The organism is Variovorax sp. YR752, from assembly GCF_943372545.1.
Genome location: NZ_CALRZC010000066.1, coordinates 1 through 18,538, shown reverse-complemented (window position 1 = coordinate 18,538; position 18,538 = coordinate 1). Strand labels below are relative to the sequence as shown.

Annotated in this window: 15 protein-coding genes and 1 pseudogene; 12 read left to right on the top strand and 4 right to left on the bottom strand. The window is 72.0% G+C overall.

The features are described 5' to 3' along the window. The first annotated feature begins 47 nt into the window (after positions 1–47). Both AAG801_RS17225 and AAG801_RS17220 read left to right on the top strand, forming a co-directional pair. Entirely contained in the window at positions 48–896 is an 849-nt protein-coding gene (locus tag AAG801_RS17225) for a class I SAM-dependent methyltransferase (protein WP_341889452.1), read from the top strand. Positions 897–913: 17 nt separating this feature from the next. Continuing rightward, on the top strand, positions 914–2,113 hold the full coding sequence (locus AAG801_RS17220) for a vanadium-dependent haloperoxidase (protein ID WP_341889451.1): 1,200 nt from the start codon (positions 914–916) through the stop codon (positions 2,111–2,113). A gap of 21 nt (positions 2,114–2,134) precedes the next feature. On the opposite strand, the gene AAG801_RS17215 is transcribed toward AAG801_RS17220, so the two are convergent. Then, positions 2,135–3,073: a TAXI family TRAP transporter solute-binding subunit gene (locus AAG801_RS17215; protein WP_341889450.1), complete on the bottom strand. Its 939-nt coding sequence runs from the start codon at positions 3,071–3,073 to the stop codon at positions 2,135–2,137. A gap of 242 nt (positions 3,074–3,315) precedes the next feature. On the opposite strand from AAG801_RS17215, the gene AAG801_RS17210 reads away from it, so the two are divergent. Beyond that, entirely contained in the window at positions 3,316–4,068 is a 753-nt protein-coding gene (locus AAG801_RS17210; RefSeq protein ID WP_341889449.1) for an MHYT domain-containing protein, read from the top strand. Between the two features lie 22 nt (positions 4,069–4,090). Next, complete coding sequence (locus AAG801_RS17205; RefSeq protein ID WP_341889448.1) at positions 4,091–4,468, top strand: hypothetical protein; 378 nt, start codon at positions 4,091–4,093, stop codon at positions 4,466–4,468. Here the strand turns inward: AAG801_RS17205 and AAG801_RS17200 are convergent. Both AAG801_RS17200 and AAG801_RS17195 read right to left on the bottom strand, forming a co-directional pair. Then, positions 4,446–6,911 carry an ATP-binding protein gene (locus tag AAG801_RS17200; protein WP_341889447.1) on the bottom strand — a complete coding sequence of 822 codons (2,466 nt, stop codon included), beginning with the start codon at positions 6,909–6,911 and terminating at the stop codon, positions 4,446–4,448. The two genes, AAG801_RS17205 and AAG801_RS17200, sit on opposite strands and share 23 nt — an antisense overlap. A 22-nt stretch (positions 6,912–6,933) precedes the next feature. Next, positions 6,934–7,974, bottom strand: a complete 1,041-nt coding sequence (locus AAG801_RS17195; RefSeq protein ID WP_341889470.1) for a substrate-binding domain-containing protein — start codon at positions 7,972–7,974, stop codon at positions 6,934–6,936. A gap of 314 nt (positions 7,975–8,288) precedes the next feature. Between AAG801_RS17195 and AAG801_RS17190 the strand changes: the two genes are divergently transcribed. The 8 genes from AAG801_RS17190 to AAG801_RS17155 all read left to right on the top strand — a co-directional run bounded on the left by AAG801_RS17190 (position 8,289) and on the right by AAG801_RS17155 (position 18,394). Further along, positions 8,289–9,401 carry a DUF1615 domain-containing protein gene (locus AAG801_RS17190; RefSeq protein WP_341889446.1) on the top strand — a complete coding sequence of 371 codons (1,113 nt, stop codon included), beginning with the start codon at positions 8,289–8,291 and terminating at the stop codon, positions 9,399–9,401. Positions 9,402–9,526: 125 nt separating this feature from the next. Next, entirely contained in the window at positions 9,527–11,575 is a 2,049-nt protein-coding gene (locus tag AAG801_RS17185) for an IPT/TIG domain-containing protein (RefSeq protein WP_341889445.1), read from the top strand. 118 nt (positions 11,576–11,693) lie between these two features. After that, positions 11,694–12,692, top strand: coding sequence for a tripartite tricarboxylate transporter substrate binding protein (locus AAG801_RS17180; RefSeq protein WP_341889444.1), 999 nt, complete (start codon positions 11,694–11,696; stop codon positions 12,690–12,692). After that, positions 12,692–13,054 (top strand): hypothetical protein, encoded by a 363-nt coding sequence (locus tag AAG801_RS17175; protein ID WP_341889443.1) that lies wholly within the window; start codon positions 12,692–12,694, stop codon positions 13,052–13,054. Before AAG801_RS17180 ends, AAG801_RS17175 begins: the two co-directional genes overlap by 1 nt. A gap of 18 nt (positions 13,055–13,072) precedes the next feature. Next, positions 13,073–13,600: a carboxymuconolactone decarboxylase family protein gene (locus AAG801_RS17170; RefSeq protein ID WP_341889442.1), complete on the top strand. Its 528-nt coding sequence runs from the start codon at positions 13,073–13,075 to the stop codon at positions 13,598–13,600. Between the two features lie 202 nt (positions 13,601–13,802). Then, complete coding sequence (locus tag AAG801_RS17165) at positions 13,803–17,300, top strand: response regulator (RefSeq protein WP_341889441.1); 3,498 nt, start codon at positions 13,803–13,805, stop codon at positions 17,298–17,300. A gap of 63 nt (positions 17,301–17,363) precedes the next feature. Then, positions 17,364–17,702 (top strand): NIPSNAP family protein, encoded by a 339-nt coding sequence (locus tag AAG801_RS17160; protein WP_341889440.1) that lies wholly within the window; start codon positions 17,364–17,366, stop codon positions 17,700–17,702. A gap of 5 nt (positions 17,703–17,707) precedes the next feature. Then, entirely contained in the window at positions 17,708–18,394 is a 687-nt protein-coding gene (locus AAG801_RS17155; protein WP_341889439.1) for a helix-turn-helix transcriptional regulator, read from the top strand. Positions 18,395–18,400: 6 nt separating this feature from the next. Here the strand turns inward: AAG801_RS17155 and AAG801_RS17150 are convergent. Beyond that, positions 18,401–18,538 (bottom strand): annotated as a pseudogene (locus tag AAG801_RS17150) (IS5/IS1182 family transposase); the annotation flags it as partial.

Sequence of the window (18,538 nt, the reverse complement as noted above, 5' to 3'; positions counted from 1 at the left end):
GACTCGCTTCGAGCGGCACGCATCCACACCATCCCGAGGAACGATCCATGTCTCTTGCCACTGCCATCCCGACCACTCCCGCGGCCGCCGCCACCCCCGATTTCGCGGCCATCAAGCAACGCCAGCAGGCCACCTGGGCCAGCGGCGACTACGCCGTCGTCGGCACCACCTTGCAGATCGTCGGCGAGTCGCTCGCCGAGGCTGCCGACATCCGCGCCGGCGAGCAGGTGCTCGACGTCGCCGCCGGCAACGGCAACGCGACGCTGGCCGCCGCGCGTCGCTTCGCCGACGTGGTCTCGACCGACTACGTGGGCACGCTGCTCGACAAGGGCGCCGAGCGCGCCCGCGCCGAAGGCCTGCCCGTGCAGTTCGAGGTTGCCGACGCGGAGGCGCTGCCCTTCGACGACGGCCGCTTCGACGCCGTGCTGTCCACCTTCGGCGTGATGTTCACCGCCGAGCACCCGCGCGCCGCGCGCGAGATGCTGCGCGTGCTGCGCCGCGGCGGCCGCATCGGCATGGCGAACTGGACGCCCGAGGGCTTCATCGGCCGCCTGTTCAAGCTGATCGGCACGCATGTGCCGCCGCCCGCGGGCGCGCAGTCGCCGGCGCTGTGGGGCACCGAGGCGCACCTGCGCGCGCTGTTCGGCGAGCAGGCCGCGACGCTGCGTGTCGAGCGCCGCATCTTCAACTTCCGCTACCGCTCGGCGGCGCACTGGCTGGAGGTGTTCCGCGGCTGGTACGGCCCGACCCTGAAGGCCTTCGGCGCGCTCGACACGCAGGGCCAGGCCGCGCTGGCGCGCGACATCACCGCGCTGCTCGAGCAGATGAACGTCGCCGGCCCCAGCTCGCTGGTGGTGCCGTCCGAGTACCTCGAGATCGTGGTGACCAAACAATGAAGCCGATCGGAGTTCCCATGCTGAACATGCTTCCCACCCGCTTCGCGCGGCACACCCTCGCACTGGCCGCGGTGCTGCTGCTGCCGGCCCTGCCGGCGCACGCCGACCTGATCACCGACTGGAACCAGCAGGCCGACGCGCTGATCGCTGAATCGAAGCTCGGCACGCCGCCGGCCGTCCGCGTGATGGCGCTGCTGCAGACGGCAGTGGCCGACGCGGTGGCCGCGACGCCGGCCGATGCCTCGGCCGACGCGGCCGTCGCCGCTGCACACCGAATCGTGCTCGGCAAGCTGCTGCCGGCACAGCAGGCAGCGGTCGAGGCCGCTGTGCAGGCGGCGCTGGCCAAGCTGGCCGACGGCCCGGCCAAGGCGGCCGGCATCGCCGCCGGCGAGAAGGCCGCGGCCGAGCTGTTCGCGCGCCGCGCCGACGACAACCCGGCACAGCCGGAGGCTTACCGGCCGCATGCCGCGCCGGGTGCCTACGTGCCCACGGCCGCGCCGGCGATCCCGCAGTGGCCGCTGCGCAAGCCCTGGCTGATGGCGAGCGCGTCGCAGTTCCGCCCCGGCCCGCCGCCGGCGCTGGCCAGCGAACGCTGGGCACGCGACTTCAACGAGGTGCGTGAGCTCGGCGGCCGCGCCAGCACGCAGCGCACTGCCGGGCAGACCGAGGTGGCGCGCTTCTGGGAGTACTCGCTGCCGGCGATCTACCACGGCGTGCTGCGTTCGGTGGCGCTGCAGCCGGGCCGCGACGTCAAGCGCAACGCACGCCTGTTCGCCGCCGCGGCGCAGGCGATGGACGACGCGCTGATCGGTGTGTTCGACGCCAAGTACCACCACCACTTCTGGCGCCCGGCGACGGCGATCCGCAACGGCGACAGCGACGGCAATGCGGCGACGCCGCGCGAGCCGGGCTGGGCGCCGCTGATCGACGCGCCGATGCATCCCGAGTACCCGAGCGGCCACAGCATCCTGGCCGCAGCGGTGGCCACGGTCATCAAGGCCGACAGCGGCAACGCGGCGCTGCCGCTGGCCACCAGCAGCCCGAGTGCCAAGGGCGCGGTGCGCCGCTGGCAGCGCCCCGATGACTTCGTGCGCGAGGTGTCGAACGCGCGCATCTGGGGCGGCATCCACTTCCGCTCGGCCACCGAGGCCGGCGAGCAGATGGGCCAGCGCATCGGCGAACTCGCCGGCGCACGCCACCTCGGCGCGGCGCACTGAGCGTGCCGCGGCGCGCCGCCTCTAGCGCGGCCGCCGCAGCACCGGGTGCAGCAGCTCGGGCGACGGTGCGCTGGCCAGCGTATTGGCCAGCGTGCTGAAGGCCGCCTGCGGCAGCGCCGCTGCCAGTTCGGCGGCGGCCGCGTGCAGGGCCTCGACGAAGGCGCCGGCACGGGCCTCGTCGAGGTCTTCGCGGGCGAGGATCCAGTTCACCGAGCCGACGCTGGGCAGCGGCACCTCGATGCCGGGGTAGGTGCCGGCTGGCACGTCCATCGCCTGCAGCAGCGGATGCCTGGCGAGGATGCGCGGGATCTGCTCGCGTGCCGGCCCGATGAAGCGCGCGCCGCCAGGCGCCTGCGCCACCTGCACGAAGCCCGGCCAGCCTTCGCCGGCGCCCCACAGCGCGTCGGCGCGACCCTCGATCATCAGGCGCGGCGACTGCGCCGCCTGCTCGACGTAGATGGCCTCGAAGTCGCGCTCGATGTCCAGGCCGATGCCGTCGAACACCTGCCGCGCCAGCGTGACCAGGCCGCTGGCGCGCACGCCGAACACCACCGGCCGGCCGCGCAGGTCCTCCAGCCGCCGCGCGCTCGAGGCCGCGGGCACGGCGAGCAGCCCCGCACTCGGGTACATCGCGAAGAGGATGCGCAAACCGCTGGCCGGGCCCTGCGCCAGCAGCTCGCCGGCCGCGGTGCCCTGGATCAGCGCGGCGTCGATCTTCCCCTCGCGCAGCAGCACCAGGTTCTCCGCCGTGCCGCGTGTGCGCTGCGTGCGCACGAGCGCGCGGCCGCTGCGCCGGTTGAGGATGCGCTCGAGCGTCTCGCCGTACAGCGCGAAGCCGCCACCGGCGGTGGAGGTGCCGAGCAGGACGGGTGGCGTTTCGGCGCGTGTGCGCAGCGGCGGCAGCGCCAGCGCGGCGGCGAACGCCAGCAGGCGGCGGCGGGTCGATGTCGGTGTGCTCATGGCCTGCAATCTACCGCCGTGCCGTCTGCAACGCTGCCAGTGGGTGAAGCGATTCAATCCCGTGTCGCCGCTGCTCATCTGTCGCCGCTGCCGTCATGCCGTGGGTGGCCCGATGGGAAGCTGGGCGGGGCCGTGTGCGCTCTGCACGCAAGACCCGGCGCGACCGCAGGGCTCCTCGAGGCGTGCCGTCGCGACGGCCTCTGCGCTGCTCCAATCGCGCCTCCATCGAACGGAGTGAGCCCATGGCAGTCGAAGAAGTCCTGACCACCCGCTACGACACGACGCTGGTCGCCGTCTCGTTCCTCATCTCCGCCTTCGGTGCCTATGCGGCGCTGGCGGCCAGCACGCTGGTGCGCGCCAAGGGTGGTGGCGTGAACCGGCTCAACGCGGCCTTCGCCGGTGTGGCACTCGGCGGCGTCGGCATCTGGTCGATGCATTTCCTCGGCATGCTCGCCTGGGACACCGGCATGGCGGTCGGCTATGGCCTGGTCGGCACGCTGCTGTCGCTGCTCGTCGCGGTGGGCGTGTCGGCGTTCGCGCTGGGCTACATGGCTGCCGGGGCCTTCTCGTACCAGCGGCTCGCGGTGGCCGGGCCGGTGGCCGGGCTGGGGGTGTCGCTGATGCACTTCATGGGCATGGGCTCGATGAGCTTCGGCGGCTACCTCGACTGGAACGGCGCGCTCGTGGCCGCCGCCGTGCTGATCGCGGTGGTCGCCGCCACCGCGGCCTTGTGGCTCGCCTTCCATGTGCGCAGCACGCTGCATCGTGTCGGTGCGGCACTGGTGATGGCCGCGGCCGTCTGCACGATGCACTACACCGGCATGGCCGCAGCCGACGTGGTCTGCACCACCGCCAACCGCTTCGAGCGCATGCACGGGCTGATGTACGGCGAGGACTTCCGCCTGCTGGTGATCCTGGTCGCACTCGGTGCGGGGGCGATCGTCGGGTTCGACGTGTTCATGCAGCGCGCCACCGCACGACAGGCGCAGGCATGATGCGCTGACGGAGGTGTCACCGATGAAGTCCATGGGCCAACGTGCCTCGCCGTCACGGCTGGTCGGCCGCAGGCGCTTCCAGGTGATGCTGGAGGTGGGCGCCTTCCACCCGTCCTGGGGCGACATCCACCTCGGGCCGGACAACGCGCTCGAAGTGCATGCGCTGCTCGGCGGCGGTTCGCTGCTGCCGGCGCACTGCGGCACCTTCAGCCTGGCGCTGCACGCCTGGGACGAACCGGCCAAGACGCTGCTGGCCGGCGCATCGCAGCGCAGACGCGCAGCACGCCTGCGGCCCCACGGTCAGCGAGGCCGAGGCGCTGAGCCTGTCGAAGATGGCAGGCTGGCCGCTGGACTGAGCGGCACGGCCCTCGCGAGCGCTACGAGGCAGCCCTGTCCGTGACGATGGGGCTTCCAGGGCGCAACCAGCGCGCCAGTGTCGCAAACAGCTCCTCGAACTTGACGGGCTTGGCGAGGTGGTCACTCATGCCCGATGCAAGGGCCTTCTCGCGGTCTCCCACCATGGCGTTGGCGGTCAGCGCGATGACCGGCAGGGCCTGGAGCTCGGGGCGCAGGCGCAGTGCCCGGGTCGCGGCATAGCCGTCCATCACCGGCATCAGGCAGTCCATCAGCACGGCATCGAAACGCTGCTGCTCCAGCATGTCGAGCGCCTCCTGGCCGTCGCAGGCGACGCTGACCACGGCGCCGGCGGCGCTCAGCAGTTCCATCACCAGTTCACGGTTGATGGCGTTGTCCTCGACGACGAGCACACGCGCACCGCTCACGACGGCCCGAGGGTCGGCCACGGTGTCGTGGCCCGGCGCGGGCGGTGGGCAATGAGGCACCGCGACGCCGTTGATCGGCCCGCCGGCGGGCAGGCCGGCAGGCGGCACGCGATGCGGCGCCTGCGCTGCCGGCGCCTCGATCTCGAACGAGAAGACGCTGCCCTGACCTTCGCGGCTGTGGACCTGGATGTCACCGCCCATCAGGCGTACCAGCTGTCGGCTGATGGCCAGGCCGAGGCCGGCACCTCCTGCGCGCCGTTGGTGCTCGGCCACTTGCGCGAACGGCTGGAACAGCCTGGCCAGCTGCGCCTCGTTCATGCCGATGCCCTTGTCTTCGACCTCGAAGCGCAGGCCGCCGGCGCGAGCGCCTGCCCTCGGCTGCACCGCGCTGGCGCGCAGCGTCACCTGTCCGGCGTCACAGAACTTGATGGCATTCGACAGCAGGTTGAGCAGCACCTGGCGCAGCCGCTTCTCGTCGATGCAGACCGTCGCAGGCAGGTCGGGGGCCGCGGCGCAGACGAAGTCCAGGCGCTTCTCCTGCGCCTTGACGCGGACGATGTCGCACACCACCTGCAGGAAGGCCGGCAGGTCGACCTCGACCGGGTGCAGCTCGAGCCGGGCCTTGTCGATGCGCGCCAGATCGAGGATGTCGTCGATCAGCATCAGCAGGTGCTGCCCGCTTTCCTCGATGACCTTCAGCCCTCTGGCCTGCCGCTCGGTCAGTGCCTCGTCGCGCCGCAGGATCTGCGCAAAGCCGAGGATGCCGTTCAGCGGCGTGCGCAGTTCGTGGCTGATGTTCGCCAGGAAGACCGCCTGTGTCTCCCGGGCGGCCTCGGCGGCGTCGCGCGCCGCGATGAGGTGCCGCTCGGCCTGCCGGCGCAGGGTCGCATCGCGGATCACGAGCACGACCAGGCCACCGGTGCCCGAAGCCACCGGATTGAGCGATACCTCGACCGGGGTGGTCGAACCGTCGCGGCCGCGCGCCGACGCATCGCGCGCCATGCCGGGAACGGCGCCGGGGCTCCAGTCGAAGTCAGCCAGCAACGCGTCGCCGGGCTGGCCGACCGCTTGCGCGCTGGAGATGCCGAACATGCGCTCGGCGGCGCGGTTCAATTGCAGCACCTGGCCGCCCTGCAGCACGACGATGCTATCCGCGGTGTTGTCGATGATCGCGGTCAGCCGCTGCCGCTCGGCCTCGAGCAGCGTGCGTGTGCTGGCCAGCTGGCGGCGGTCGGACAGGAACCGTTCCACCGCGCGCGCCATCGCGCCGATCTCGTCGTCGCCGTGCACGGCGACATGCGGTGGTGAGTCGACGTGCTCGTCGACGTGCAGCAGGCTGCGGCTGACCTGCTGCAGCCGGGCGATGACGTGCTGGCCGAGGAAGACGCGCGCGATGAGCCAGGCGGTCACCAGGCTGACGGCGAGCCAGGCGATCACCCAGTACGCGCTCGCGTGCGATGCGTCGACGACGCGCAGCACGGCCGCCTGATGCGCCCGGGCGAGCCGGTCCGACTGCTCGCGGGCGGACTGCGCCAAGGCCTGCGCGTGGACCCGCATCTCGTCGCGGTAGCTCCTCAGCGCCGCCGTCGTGGGCGGCTCTTGCGCACGCTCGGGTCGGGCCGCGGCATCGCGCAGCTGTGCCAGGACATGGGCCGAATTCCGGAACAGCTGGCTGGACTGGTGCAGGTCGAGCACCGACACGTCCTCGCTGACCGCCAGCCGGGCGGTGAGTTGGTCGAGCGCATCGAGTTCGCCCAGGATCTGGGTGTAGGTCTGGCGGGCCAGGTCGCGGGATTCGGCCGCGACCAGGCGTTCGGCCAGCAGTTCGATCTGCAAGGTCCGTTGCTGCAGGTCCTGGGTGTTCTGCGCCCGGGCGACCTGTTCCTCCGAGAACTGGCGCGCCGCATTGCCGGTGGCGAACAGGGCCAGGAAGGCCGTCGCGCCGCCGACGACGATGAGAACGGCCATGGCCGACAGCGCCACCGCGAACTGCGCGCGCAACGAGTGCGGCTTCAGCCGGCTCATCAGCGCGGCGTGGCGTGGCGGAGAGAGGATTCGCATGGCGAAGAGACCTTGCCCCCGGTCAGCGTTGTTTCCAGATCCGCAGGTAGATGTCCCGATAGCCGTTCGCCGGGTCGTACACGAACCGGGAGCCGCCATTCGAGAGGAGATTCTCGCCAGACACGAGATGCACGGGTGCGACGAAGCCGCTCACCGCCTGCCCGGCAAGGAGACGGTTCAACTCGTCGATCACCTGCCAGCCCTGCATGTTCAGCGGCTCGGCCACCGTGCCCGTCTGGTAGGTCCCGGCGCGGATGCGCATGAACGCCGACGCGCTGCCGTCGCCCGCCGACAGCAGGCTGATCGCGCGGTTGGGCAGCGCCGCCTCGATCAGCACGGGCACCGCGTAGTCGAAGTAGATGTCGTTGATCGCCAGCGCGTGCGTCCAGCGAGGTCCGTGCGCGGCGAGCAGTTCGCGGGTCACCGCCGGCATGCGCGCCGCGCTGTCCGAGATGGGCAGGTCCCGCACCTCGAGCAGCGTGCAGCCGCTGCACTGGCGCACGACGTCTGCCATGGCCTGGGCCTTGGCGGTCGCGATGGCGAAGCGGGAGTCGGTGAACACCACGACGCCGGCCTTGCCGCCCGATTGCGCCACCGCTGCCAGCGCCGTCGTGCGTGCGACGGCGATCGGGTCGGTGCTCACGTTCATCGCGACGGATGTCCCCGCGATGGGACCGGGGCTCGGGCCCGCGTGCCAGCCGACCACCGGCGGCAGCCGGGGGCTCGCTTCGCGCAGCAGGGGTTCGAGTTCATGCGCGTCCGAACCGCAGATCACGAGGCCGTCGGGCTGCGCTGCCAGCGCATCGGCGACTGCCCTTCGGCGGCCGGCTGCCGTGCCGCCTGCATCGACGATTCGCACCTTCCAGCCGATCGCGCGCGCGGCCTCGCGGATGCCCTGGGCGACGCCGAGGACCCCGCCGTTGCGCAGGTCTTCAGCCAGCACCACGACCGACCTGCCCGGTTCGGTGAGCGGCCCGGACGTCGGGCCGGTCCATGCCGGTGAACGGCTCGACGCCATTTCGACGGCCTGGCGGGCCTCGACGACAGGGTCGGCGGTCGACAGCCCGGGCAGCAGGACACACAGCGCGATCAGGGTGAGGGCGAAGCGACATGCGCGCCCACGACCGATCGCCACGCCACGATCAATCACCACGCCGTTCCTCCTCGAGCTGCCACCGGCCGGCGGCCTGCACTTGCCCAGCACCTGCATCGCCGGTGGGCGCCATTGTGCGCCGCCCGGGGAGAGAAACGAACGCCGTTCGCAGGCCGAGACCGGCACGCTGCGCGGCGGATCGATCGCGCTCGTGGGCCTCCAGCCGTCTCGCCCGCGGCCCCAGAATGCGGCCGATGAGCCTTGCCTGCGCCTTGCCCCGATCCATGCGCACCGCCGCAGCCGCCGCCGTTCTCGCCGCACTCCTGGCCGGCTGCGCGCTGCCGGGCCGCATGGCCGAGCCGCAGGGCATGGGCCCGAGCGAGGCGCGCGAGGCCGTCCTGAAGGTGCTGCCCGAGAAGCTCGAAGACCGCGCCGGCTGGGCCGCCGACGTGCACGCCGCGCTGGCTACGCTGGAACTGCCGTCGACGGCGCAGAACCTCTGCGCGGTGCTGGCTGTGACCGAGCAGGAGTCGGGCTACCGCGCCGACCCGGCGGTGCCCGGCCTGGCCGCCATCGCCTGGAAGGAGATCGAGCGCCGCGCCGGCAGTGCCGGCGTGCCGATGCTCGCGGTGCGTGCCGCGCTGGCGCTGCCGTCCAAGGGCGGGCGCAGCTACGCCGAACGCATCGACGCGGTGAAGACCGAACGCCAGCTCAGCGAGGTGTTCGAGGACTTCGTCGCCATGGTGCCGCTGGGCAAGGCCTTCCTGGCTGACCGCAACCCGGTGCGCACCGGCGGGCCGATGCAGGTGAGCATCGCCTTTGCCGAAGCGCAGGCCGAGGCGCGGCCCTACCCCTATCCGGTGAAGGACTCGATCCGCCGCGAGGTCTTCACGCGCCGCGGCGGGCTGTACTTCGGCGCCGCCCACTTGCTCGCCTACGACGCGCCCTACGAGCAGCCGATCTACCGCTTCGCCGACTTCAACGCCGGCCGCTGGGCCAGCCGCAACGCGGCCTTCCAGAACGCGCTCGCCGTGGCCTCGGGGCTGCCGGTGGCGCTCGATGGCGACCTGCTGCCGCGCGCCAGCGACGCGCCGCGCGGCGAAACCGAGCGCGCCGCCGTCACGCTGGCCGGCCGCCTGGGCCTGAGCGAATCCGCGATCCGCCGTGACCTGGGCCAGGGCGAGGACGCCGGCTTCGAGAACACCGCGCTCTACGAGCGTGTGTTCGCCTACGCCGAGCAGCTCGACCGGCGCGCACTGCCGCGCGCCGTGCTGCCGAAGATCGACCTGCACAGCCCGAAGTTCACGCGCAAGCTGACCACCGAGTGGTTCGCCAGGCGCGTCGACGAACGCCACCGGCGCTGCCTGTCGCGCATGCCGGCGGCGCGCGACGACTGACGACCGCGGCGTGGCCCGCCGCGCTGGCCCGGCATGGCTCCATCGGGCGATGCCGGGGCGCGGCCGCCTGAAGAGACTCCCTCCCGTGCCCGGCATGGTGCCGCGCCGAGGATTGGAGTCCAGACATGAACACGAAGCGCCGCGCATTCCTGCGCGCCCTGTCCGGCAGTGCCGCCACTGTCGGCCTGCCCCTGCTGCTCGCCGCCTGCGGCGGCGGGGGCGGTGACGGGCCTGCGGCGGACCCGGACAGCGGGTCCGGCAGCGGCGGCGGTGGCAACAGCGGCGGCAGTGTCGACGCCGCCGCGCGTGTCGCCGCGATCCGCGGCGTCGAAGAGCAGTGCCGCGCGCTCGCGCAGCGCCAGCTCGCGCCGGCCGCCTTCGTCGATGCGCTGGCCGCGCACCTGCGCAGGCAGCCGATCTACGCCGCGGTCGGCGCCGACCACGCCGGCCAGTGCGCCTGGGGCGAGTTCGCCGACGGGCGGGTGCACCTGATCGCGCTCAACCCACCGCCGCGGCGCGCGCCGGCCAGCGCCGAGCGTGCCTACCGCATGGCCGCCGCGGCCGCGCCGGTGGAGGTGCCAGGCAGCAAGGCCGCGCGCGTGATGCAGGCCTTCGGCCCCGAGTTCGACACTGCCGACGTGGTCACCGACCTGTCGGCCTGGCTGGGTGACAAGGGCTACACGATGAGCGCCATCACGCCGCACACCGCCCACGTCAGCGCGCTGCGCGCGGTGCAGGGCGACGGCTACTTCTACCTCAACGCCCACGGCGGCGCCTTCGCGCCGGTGCTGACGCCGTCGTCGGAACAGGTGATGTACTCGGTGCAATCGTCGACGCTCGTCAGTGCCGCGCAGGAAGAGCAGCCCGAGATGCGCGCCGACCTCGATGCGCGGCGCCTGACCTACTTCACCGCCACCAACGGCGAGACCATCCTTGGCGGCCTGTTCGACGACTGGGACACACGCTATGGCGTCACCGCGAAGTTCGTCGATGCGTACTGGAAGTTCGCGGCCGACAGCGTGGTGGTGATGAACGCCTGCTCGAGCGCGCGCACCAGCGACGCCCGCTGGGCGGTCGGCTTCGTGGCCGCCTGCCACAGGGCCGGCGCGGCGGTCTACTTCGGCTGGGACGGCACCGTCACGCCGACCGGCGCCTTCCGCGCCACGCGCTACCTCACCGACCGTCTCGTCGGCGCCAATCGGTTCCAGCCGGAGTCGCCGAAGCAGCGGCCCTTCCCCTGGGACGCCGTGATGGGCGACGTGGGCAAGAAGACGCTCGACGTCGACCCGGGCAGCCAATCGAGGTTCGTCGCGCTGCCGCGGCTGCCGCGCAGCCACGTGCAGGAACTCGCGCCGAGCATCCACCACGTCGAGGTCGACGAGTACAAGGACCGGCTCAAGCTGCACGGCCTGTTCGGCAGGACGATGGGCAAGGTGACGGTCGACCAGGTCGCGCTGAAGATCGTCGAGTGGAAGCCCGAGCGCATCGTCTGCGAACTGCCGCGCACCGGCAGCGGCTCGGCCGGCCCGGTGCGGGTGGAGGTGCGCGGGCTGAAGAGCAACTGGCGCCAGCTCAGCGAATGGACGCTCAAGCTCGACTACACCTGGAAGCTGCTCGAGGCGCAGGGCCTCAAGGTGACCGGGCTGGGCAGCATCCGCCTGCGTGCCGACGTCGGCCCGACGCGCGAGGCGCCGGGCGAGGTGCCGGCGCAGGCCACGCGCCACACCATCGCCACGCGCGAGTCGAACCTGCCGATGGTCGCCAGCGGCGCCTTTCCGACGCCCAAGTGCACACTGGTGTGGACCGGCAGCGCCACCTACGAGGCGATCCCGATGCCCGGCGACGACGACCAGCTGGTCGCCTACCTGGCGCTGGACACCAAGACGCGCCACGGCTCGCTGGGCCTGGGCATCGGCTCGATGGTGCCCGACTTCACGCAGTCCGGCTGCGGCGATCCGACCAAGTTCCAGGCCATCTTCGGCGTGCTCGACGAGCAGATCATGTACCCCTCGCCGGTCGAGGGCAGCACCGACCTGATCCCGCTGCATGCGCTGGCGCTGAGTTTCGGCGCCGACTGGCGCATCGCCCCGGGGCGCTTCGAGAACCCGATGGTGAGGCTGGTCTGGGGCGAGGTGCTGCCGCGCTTCGCGCCGACGGCCGAAGACGGCGCCTGAGGCGGCGGCTGGAGGCCCTTCGGGCTTTCCAGCACGACAGGGCAAGGCGGCTCGCGCACACTCGGCCGGCCCGCCGCCTTGCGCGGCGGGCCTCCGATGCACCAGCCTGGATGCCGCCATGCCCTCGTCGTTCCTGCTCCTCGCCCCGTTCCGCGTCCGGCCGCTGCTCGCCGCCGCAGCGCTGATCTGCGCCTTCGTCCCCGGGGCGGCGCAGGCCCAGGCCTGGCCGACGAAGCAGCCGATCAAGCTGGTCGCCGTGTTCCCGCCCGGTGGTTCGGTCGACCAGGTGGCGCGCATCCTCGCGCCGGTGCTGCAGCAGCGCCTCGGCCAGAGCGTGGTGGTGGAGAACAAGGGCGGCGCCTCGGGCTCGATCGGCACCGCCGCGGTGGCCGCTGCGGCGCCCGACGGCTACACCTACGCGGTGGTGTTCGACACCCATGGCGTGAACGCGGCACTGCAGCCCGGCCTGCCCTACGACACGAAACGTGACCTGGCCGCCGTGTCGCTGATCGGCACCGGCGCGATGGTCATCGCCACCGTCGCCTCCTCGCCCTACAAGACCTTTGCCGACGTGGTGAAGGCTGCGCAGGGCGGCACCTCGATCAGCTACGGCAGCATCGGCAACGGCAGCCTCGGGCACCTGGCGGTGACCATGCTGGCCAAGGCCGGCAAGCTGGACCTGGTGCATGTGCCGTACCGCGGCGGCGGCCCGCTGATGAGCGACGCGATCGCCGGCCACGTGCCGCTGGCGGTGGGTTCGGTGTTCCTCGCCAAGCCGCACATCGACGGCGGCAAGCTGCGCGCGCTGGCCGTCACCACCAGCCAGCGCAGCGCCAACCTGCCGGGCGTGCCGACCATCGCCGAGAGCGGCTTCGCCGGCTTCGACGCGCCGGCCTGGTGGGCGGTGCTCGCGCCAGCGAAGACGCCGCCGGAGATCGTCCAGCGCATGAACGAGGAGATCAACGCCGCGCTGCGCCAGCCCGAGGTGGCCGACAAGCTGGCCGCGCAGGGCATCGTCACCAACGTCGGCGCGCCGGCGGCAGCGCAGACCTTCATCGAGACCCAGCTCGACACCTGGGCCAAGGTCGTCAAGGCCAACGACATCAAAGCCGACTGATGCTGCTGACCGCCGACGACCTGCGCGCGCTGCCGCTACCCGCGCTCTCGCCCGCCGACTGTGCCTGCGCACGGCTGCAATGCGCCGGCTGGGAGTCGATCGGCCTGCCGCTCGGCGAGCCGCTGCTGAAGCACCTGGGCACGCTGCGCGACCCGGCGATCGAGGATCCCACCGTCGAGGAATGGCCGGGCAGCCGGTTCTGGGCGGCCGACGCGCCGATCTCACCGCGGCACTTCCCTTGCAACCGCTGCGAGGTCTGGGCCTGCGCCGCCTGCGGACGCGGCTTCCTGCAGTACACCGAGTACGGCGGCTACTACGTCGATCACCGGATGCGCCAGGTCGACCCGGCGCTGGTCGTCTGAACCCGATTTCACACTGCCATGGCCCGCATTCCCTACGCCGACCTGTCCGCGCCCGAGGCGCAGCCGCTGGTGCAGCGCATCGTTGCCGAGCGCGGCAGCGTGCTGCACCTGTACCAGATGCTGATGCACAGCCCGCCGCTGGCCGAAGGCTGGCTCGGCTTCATGACGCAGGTGCGGCAGAGGCTCGACCTGCCCGGCGACCTGCGCGAACTGGTCATCATGCGCATCGCCCACCTCAACGGCGCGCCCTACGAGGCCGGGCAGCATGCGCCGATCGCGCTGCAGGAAGGCCTGGCGCCTGCGCAACTCGACGCGCTGGCCGACTGGGGCGCCGCGCCCGATCTCTTCACGCCGCTGCAGCGCGAGGTGCTGGCGCTGTGCGACGCCGTGACGCGCGAGGTGCACGTCGCCGATGCCGTCGTGCAGGCGGTGCGCGAACGGCTCGGCGAACGCCGGCTGGTCGAGCTGGTGGCGACGATCGCCTCCTACAACATGGTGTCGCGCTTCCTCGAGGCGCTGCAGATCCATTCGGACGATCCGCGTTGAGACGCCTGGGCGCGATGTCTCGCGTGGCACGCCGCCGTCGCCGCGGCGCTTGGTCGCCAGCCGGGGCCGGCACCTGGACGCGGGCCGAGGCACGCACAACACCATAATCTCGGCGTGCGACACGGGGCTCGCCTGCGGGCGAGCCGCCCGTCGGCCCGAAACAAGATCTCGCGGCCCGAGCGAGGGCGGCGCAGGAGACACCATGGCGACCCATCCGGGCGAAGCAGGCAGGGTGCCGGAGGGCGCGACCGAGCCGCGCGAGTTGCTGTGCGAGTGGGTCCGCCAATCGGCTGAAGTCGTGTTGATTGCCGATGGCTCGGGCCGCCTGGTGTTCGGCAACGAAGCGGCCTGTCGCTGGCGCGCTTGCAGCCTCGATGCGCTGCTGGCGCAGCATCTGGCCGACATCGACGACCGCCTTGCCCGGGAGTGGGCCGATGCGCGGCAGCCTCGCTGGCAATCGGGCGCCACGTCGAGCTGGGAAACCTGGGTGGAGGCCGCCGACGGCCGCCGGCTCGCCGTCACCCACCGGTTGCAGCCGATGGACACGGCCGGACAACGCTTCCTCGTGCTGTCCTCCAGTGAACTCGCCCCCCGCCGGGACGTCGAGCAGGAACTCAAGCGAACGCTGGCCTTCGTGCAGGGCATCATCGACGCGTTCCCTGACTTCCTGTTCGAAGGCAGCGCCGAGGGCCGGTACCTGAACGCGTGGACGAAGAACCCCGAACTGCTCGCCGCCTCTCGGGAGTTCATGATCGGCCGCACGCTCGACGAGGTGCTCGCGCCCGAGAGTGCGGCGATCGCCAAGGCCGCGTTCCGCGAGGCCGACGAAGCCGGCCTGTCGCTGGGCAAGGTCATCTTCATCGACACGCCGATCGGGCGGCACTGGTACGAACTTTCGGTGTCGAAGATGCCGATGGGCGAAGGCGAGCCTCCGCACTTCATCACCGTCTCGCGAGACGTCACGGCGCGCCTGCGCCTGCAGGAGGCGCTCGAGCAGCAGGAGCGGCAGTTCCGAACGCTGGTGGAGAACTCGCCGGACCTGATCGCGCGCATCGGCCCCGACCAGCGCTGCCTCTACGCCAACCCGGCGCTGCAGGCGCGCGCGGCCTGCCGCTCCGACTCGCTGGTCGGCTTGCCCGCGTCGCAGTGGCTGGGCGCGGCGGCCGGCGCGGACCTGGAGCGGCGCGTCGGCGAGGTGTTGCGCGGCCTGGTCGTCAGCCGCTTCGAGTCGGCCTGGTACGACGCCGAGGGCCGGCCGCTGACCTGCCTGGTCAGCCTCACGCCGGAGCTGGATGCGCAGCAACAGGTGGTCAGCGTGCTGCTCGTGGGGCGGGACATCGGCGAGCTTCGCGAAGTGCAGGACCGCGTGCACCGGCTGGTCGAGTCCAACATCATCGGCGTGCTGTTCTGGCGAGCCGACGGCAGCATCGCGCAAGCCAACGAAGCGCTGCTGGATCTGTTGGGATGCAGCCGGCAAGACCTGTCGTCCGGCCGCCTGCGCTGGGACAAGCTGACGCCGCCCGGCCATGAGGCCGCCGACGCCCGCTGCGCCGAGGAGATGCAGCGCCGAGGCTCCTGCGGCGCCTACGAAAAGGAGCTGATCCACCGCGACGGGCATCGCATCCCGGTGCTGGTGGGCTCGGCGCTGCTCGATCGCAGCGGCGGGCTGGGCGTGGCCTACGTGCTGGACCTCACCGCCCGCAAGCTTGCCGAGGCGGAGCAGCACGCCCGCGAGGCGGCCGAGGCCGCTTCGCGGGCCAAGGGCGAGTTCCTCGCGCACATGAGCCACGAGATCCGCACGCCGATGAACGCAATCATCGGCATGTCGTACCTGGCGCTGCAGGGTTCGCTGGACCACAAGCAACGGCGCTTCATCCAGACGGTGCACCGTTCGGCCGAGGCCCTGCTCGGCATCATCAACGACATCCTCGACTTCTCGAAGATCGAGGCAGGCCGGCTCGACATCGAGCGCACCGACTTCAGCCTGGTCGACGTGATGGACGACCTGGCCGGCCTGCTCGCGATGCGCGCGCAGGACAAGGGCCTGGAGCTGGTCTTCGACCAGTCGCCCCGCGTGCCGACCCGGCTCGTCGGCGACCCCGTGCGGCTCAGCCAGGTGCTGCTGAACCTGGGCAACAACGCGGTGAAGTTCACCGAGCACGGCGAGGTCGTGATCGGCGTCGAGCTGGTCGAACGCGACAACGGCTCGGCCTTGCTGAGCTTCGACGTCCGCGACACCGGGGTCGGCATCCCGCCGGAGGTTCGCGCGCGGCTGTTCCAGCCGTTCGTGCAGGCCGACGTGTCGACCAGCCGCCGCTACGGCGGCACCGGCCTCGGGCTGGCCATCTGCCAGCGCCTGGTCGAGTTGATGGGCGGCCGCATCGAGGTCGACAGCGAGCAGGGCCGCGGCAGCCGCTTCAGCTTCAGCCTGCGCTTCGACGTGCAGCCGGAACCGGCGACGGCGGCCGGGCCCGACACGCTGCGCGGCCTGCGCCTGCTGGTGGTCGACGACAACCCGAGCGCGCGCCAGATCCTGACCGGCATGGCCTGTGCGCTGGGGCTGCACGCCGAGGGCGCACGCGACGGCACGCAGGCGCTGCAGATGCTGGCGCAGCGGGACGCGCAGGGCCAGCCGTACGATCTGGCGCTGATCGACTGGAAGATGCCGCAGATGGACGGCATCGAATGCCTGCGCTCGATCACGCGCACCCGCTTCGCGCACCGGCCGCCGACGGTGTTGATGGTCACCGGGTTCGAGCGCGAAGACCTGAAGCTCAGCCTGGCCGAGCACGGGCTGGATTGCCGGGCGATCCTGTCCAAGCCGGTGAGCCCGTCGAACCTGCTCGATGCCTGCGGCGAGGCCGTCGATCGGCACGTCGTGTCGGCCGCCCGTCCGGCGCCCGACATGTCGCTGCAGGAGCACCAGGCACGGTTGCGCGGCGCCCGCGTGCTGCTGGTGGAAGACAACGCGGTGAACCAGGAACTGGCCCGCGAACTGCTCACGCGCTGCGGTGTCGAGGTGGAGCTGGCCGCGGACGGCGCACAGGCGCTCGAGATCCTCGCGCACGACACCTTCGATGGCGTGCTGATGGACTGCCAGATGCCGGTCATGGACGGCTACACCGCGACGCAGGCACTGCGGCGCGATCCGCGGCTGCAGGCGCTGCCGGTCATCGCGATGACGGCCAACACGATGATCGGCGACCGCGAGCGCGCGATCGCGGCCGGCATGAACGACCAGATCGGCAAGCCGTTCCGCGTCGACGAGATGTTCGCGACGCTGGCGCGCTGGGTCCGGCCGCCACGGCAGGGCAGCGTGCCCGAGCGCACCGCCGGGCTGGACCCGGCGACGGACGGCATTCCCGGCATCGACACCTCGGTGTGGCGCAGCCGCGCGCTGGGCGACGCCGACCTGTTCCATCGCCTGCTGGCCATGTTCCTGCGCGAACAGGCCGACTTCCCCGCGCCATTCCTGCAGGCGCTGCAGGCCGGTGACATGACCACGCTGCGCCGCCTGGCGCACACGCTGCGGTCCACGGCGGGAACGCTTGGCGCACTGGACGTCGAGCGCGCGGCCGGAGCACTCGAAGCCGCCTGCGGTGCCGGCGCCGAGCCACCGGAACTGCAGGCGGCCCTGGACGGCCTCGCGCGCGCGCTGGCGCCGGTGCTGGCGGCGCTGCGGGAACGCCTTGGCGCGTAGTGGTGCCGCACGCTTCGGTTCCCGCCGAAGCATCACCGCCGCGTCCTGCGGCACAGTGAAGCCATGAACCTGACCTGCTTCATCCGCTACCAGATCGATCCGTTCCAGCGCGAGGCCTTCCGTGCCTACGCCGAGGCCTGGGGCCGCATCATCCCGCGCTGCGGCGGTCACCTGATCGGCTACTTCCTGCCGCACGAGGGCAGCAACGACGTTGCCTGGGGGCTGATCGGCTTCGACGGGCTGGCCGCCTACGAGCGCTACCGCGCGACGCTGAAGACCGATGCCGAAGGCCGCGCGAACTTCGCCTTCGCGCAGCGCGAGCGCTTCATCCTGCGCGAGGAACGCAGCTGGCTGGAGGACGTGGCCACCACCCGCGAGCGGCCTGCGCTCGCGCCGGCCTGAGCCCGATGGCGCGCGACCACGAACCGCGCCTGGCCCGCGCCGCCGCGATGGTGGCCGACACGGCGCGCTCGCGCATGCTGAGCCACCTGCTGTCGGGCGACTTCGCCACCGCCGGCGAACTGGCCACGGCCGCCTCGGTGACGCCGGCCACCGCCAGCGGCCACCTCGGCAAGCTGCTCGACGCCGGCTTCGTGCTCTGCGAGCCGCGCGGCCGGCACCGCTACTACCGCCTCGCCGGTGCCGAGGTGGCACATGCGCTGGAGGCGCTGGCGCTGGTGGCCGAAGCCGGCGCGCGTGACGCGGCCTGGAGCCGCCCCGAGCGGGCGCGGCTGCGCGAGGCGCGCTGCTGCTACGGCCACCTCGCCGGGCGGCTGGGCGTGCGGCTGTTCGAGACGCTGCTCGCACAACAGGGCTTGCAGGTCGAGGCGAACGGCTACCGGCTCACCGACGAGGGCCGTGCCTGGCTCGCCGGCCTTGGCGTTTCACCGCGGCCGCCGACTGCGAAGCGGCGTTACGCCTATGCCTGCATGGACTGGTCGGAGCGGCGCGACCACCTGGCCGGGCAACTCGCCGACGAGCTGTTCGCGCACTGCGTCGCGCAGGGCTGGATGCGGCGTGGCGACGGGCGTGCGGTGGAACTCACGCCCGCGGGCCGCCGGCAGTTGCTGCCGCGGCTGACCGCCGAAGGCTAGGGCGTGTTAACACAACCGCAAACCGTCGGCGATGAGCGCGAAGCTGATGAACGCGGTGAACATGACGTCGAGCTTCTCGAAGCGAGAGAAGATGCGCCGATAGCCCTTGAGGCGGCGGAACAGACGCTCGACCTCATTGCGCCG

Bases quoted from the DNA above. Each gene is read 5' to 3' on its own strand.
- AAG801_RS17175 (WP_341889443.1), top strand. From the start codon at position 12,692: ATGCTGCTGACCGCCGACGACCTGCGCGCGCTGCCGCTACCCGCGCTC.
- AAG801_RS17205 (WP_341889448.1), top strand. From the start codon at position 4,091: ATGAAGTCCATGGGCCAACGTGCCTCGCCGTCACGGCTGGTCGGCCGC.
- AAG801_RS17170 (WP_341889442.1), top strand. From the start codon at position 13,073: ATGGCCCGCATTCCCTACGCCGACCTGTCCGCGCCCGAGGCGCAGCCG.
- AAG801_RS17180 (WP_341889444.1), top strand. From the start codon at position 11,694: ATGCCCTCGTCGTTCCTGCTCCTCGCCCCGTTCCGCGTCCGGCCGCTG.
- AAG801_RS17160 (WP_341889440.1), top strand. From the start codon at position 17,364: ATGAACCTGACCTGCTTCATCCGCTACCAGATCGATCCGTTCCAGCGC.
- AAG801_RS17200 (WP_341889447.1), bottom strand. From the start codon at position 6,911: ATGCGAATCCTCTCTCCGCCACGCCACGCCGCGCTGATGAGCCGGCTG.
- AAG801_RS17165 (WP_341889441.1), top strand. From the start codon at position 13,803: ATGGCGACCCATCCGGGCGAAGCAGGCAGGGTGCCGGAGGGCGCGACC.
- AAG801_RS17220 (WP_341889451.1), top strand. From the start codon at position 914: ATGCTGAACATGCTTCCCACCCGCTTCGCGCGGCACACCCTCGCACTG.
- AAG801_RS17210 (WP_341889449.1), top strand. From the start codon at position 3,316: ATGGCAGTCGAAGAAGTCCTGACCACCCGCTACGACACGACGCTGGTC.
- AAG801_RS17155 (WP_341889439.1), top strand. From the start codon at position 17,708: ATGGCGCGCGACCACGAACCGCGCCTGGCCCGCGCCGCCGCGATGGTG.
- AAG801_RS17225 (WP_341889452.1), top strand. From the start codon at position 48: ATGTCTCTTGCCACTGCCATCCCGACCACTCCCGCGGCCGCCGCCACC.
- AAG801_RS17185 (WP_341889445.1), top strand. From the start codon at position 9,527: ATGAACACGAAGCGCCGCGCATTCCTGCGCGCCCTGTCCGGCAGTGCC.
- AAG801_RS17215 (WP_341889450.1), bottom strand. From the start codon at position 3,073: ATGAGCACACCGACATCGACCCGCCGCCGCCTGCTGGCGTTCGCCGCC.
- AAG801_RS17190 (WP_341889446.1), top strand. From the start codon at position 8,289: ATGCGCACCGCCGCAGCCGCCGCCGTTCTCGCCGCACTCCTGGCCGGC.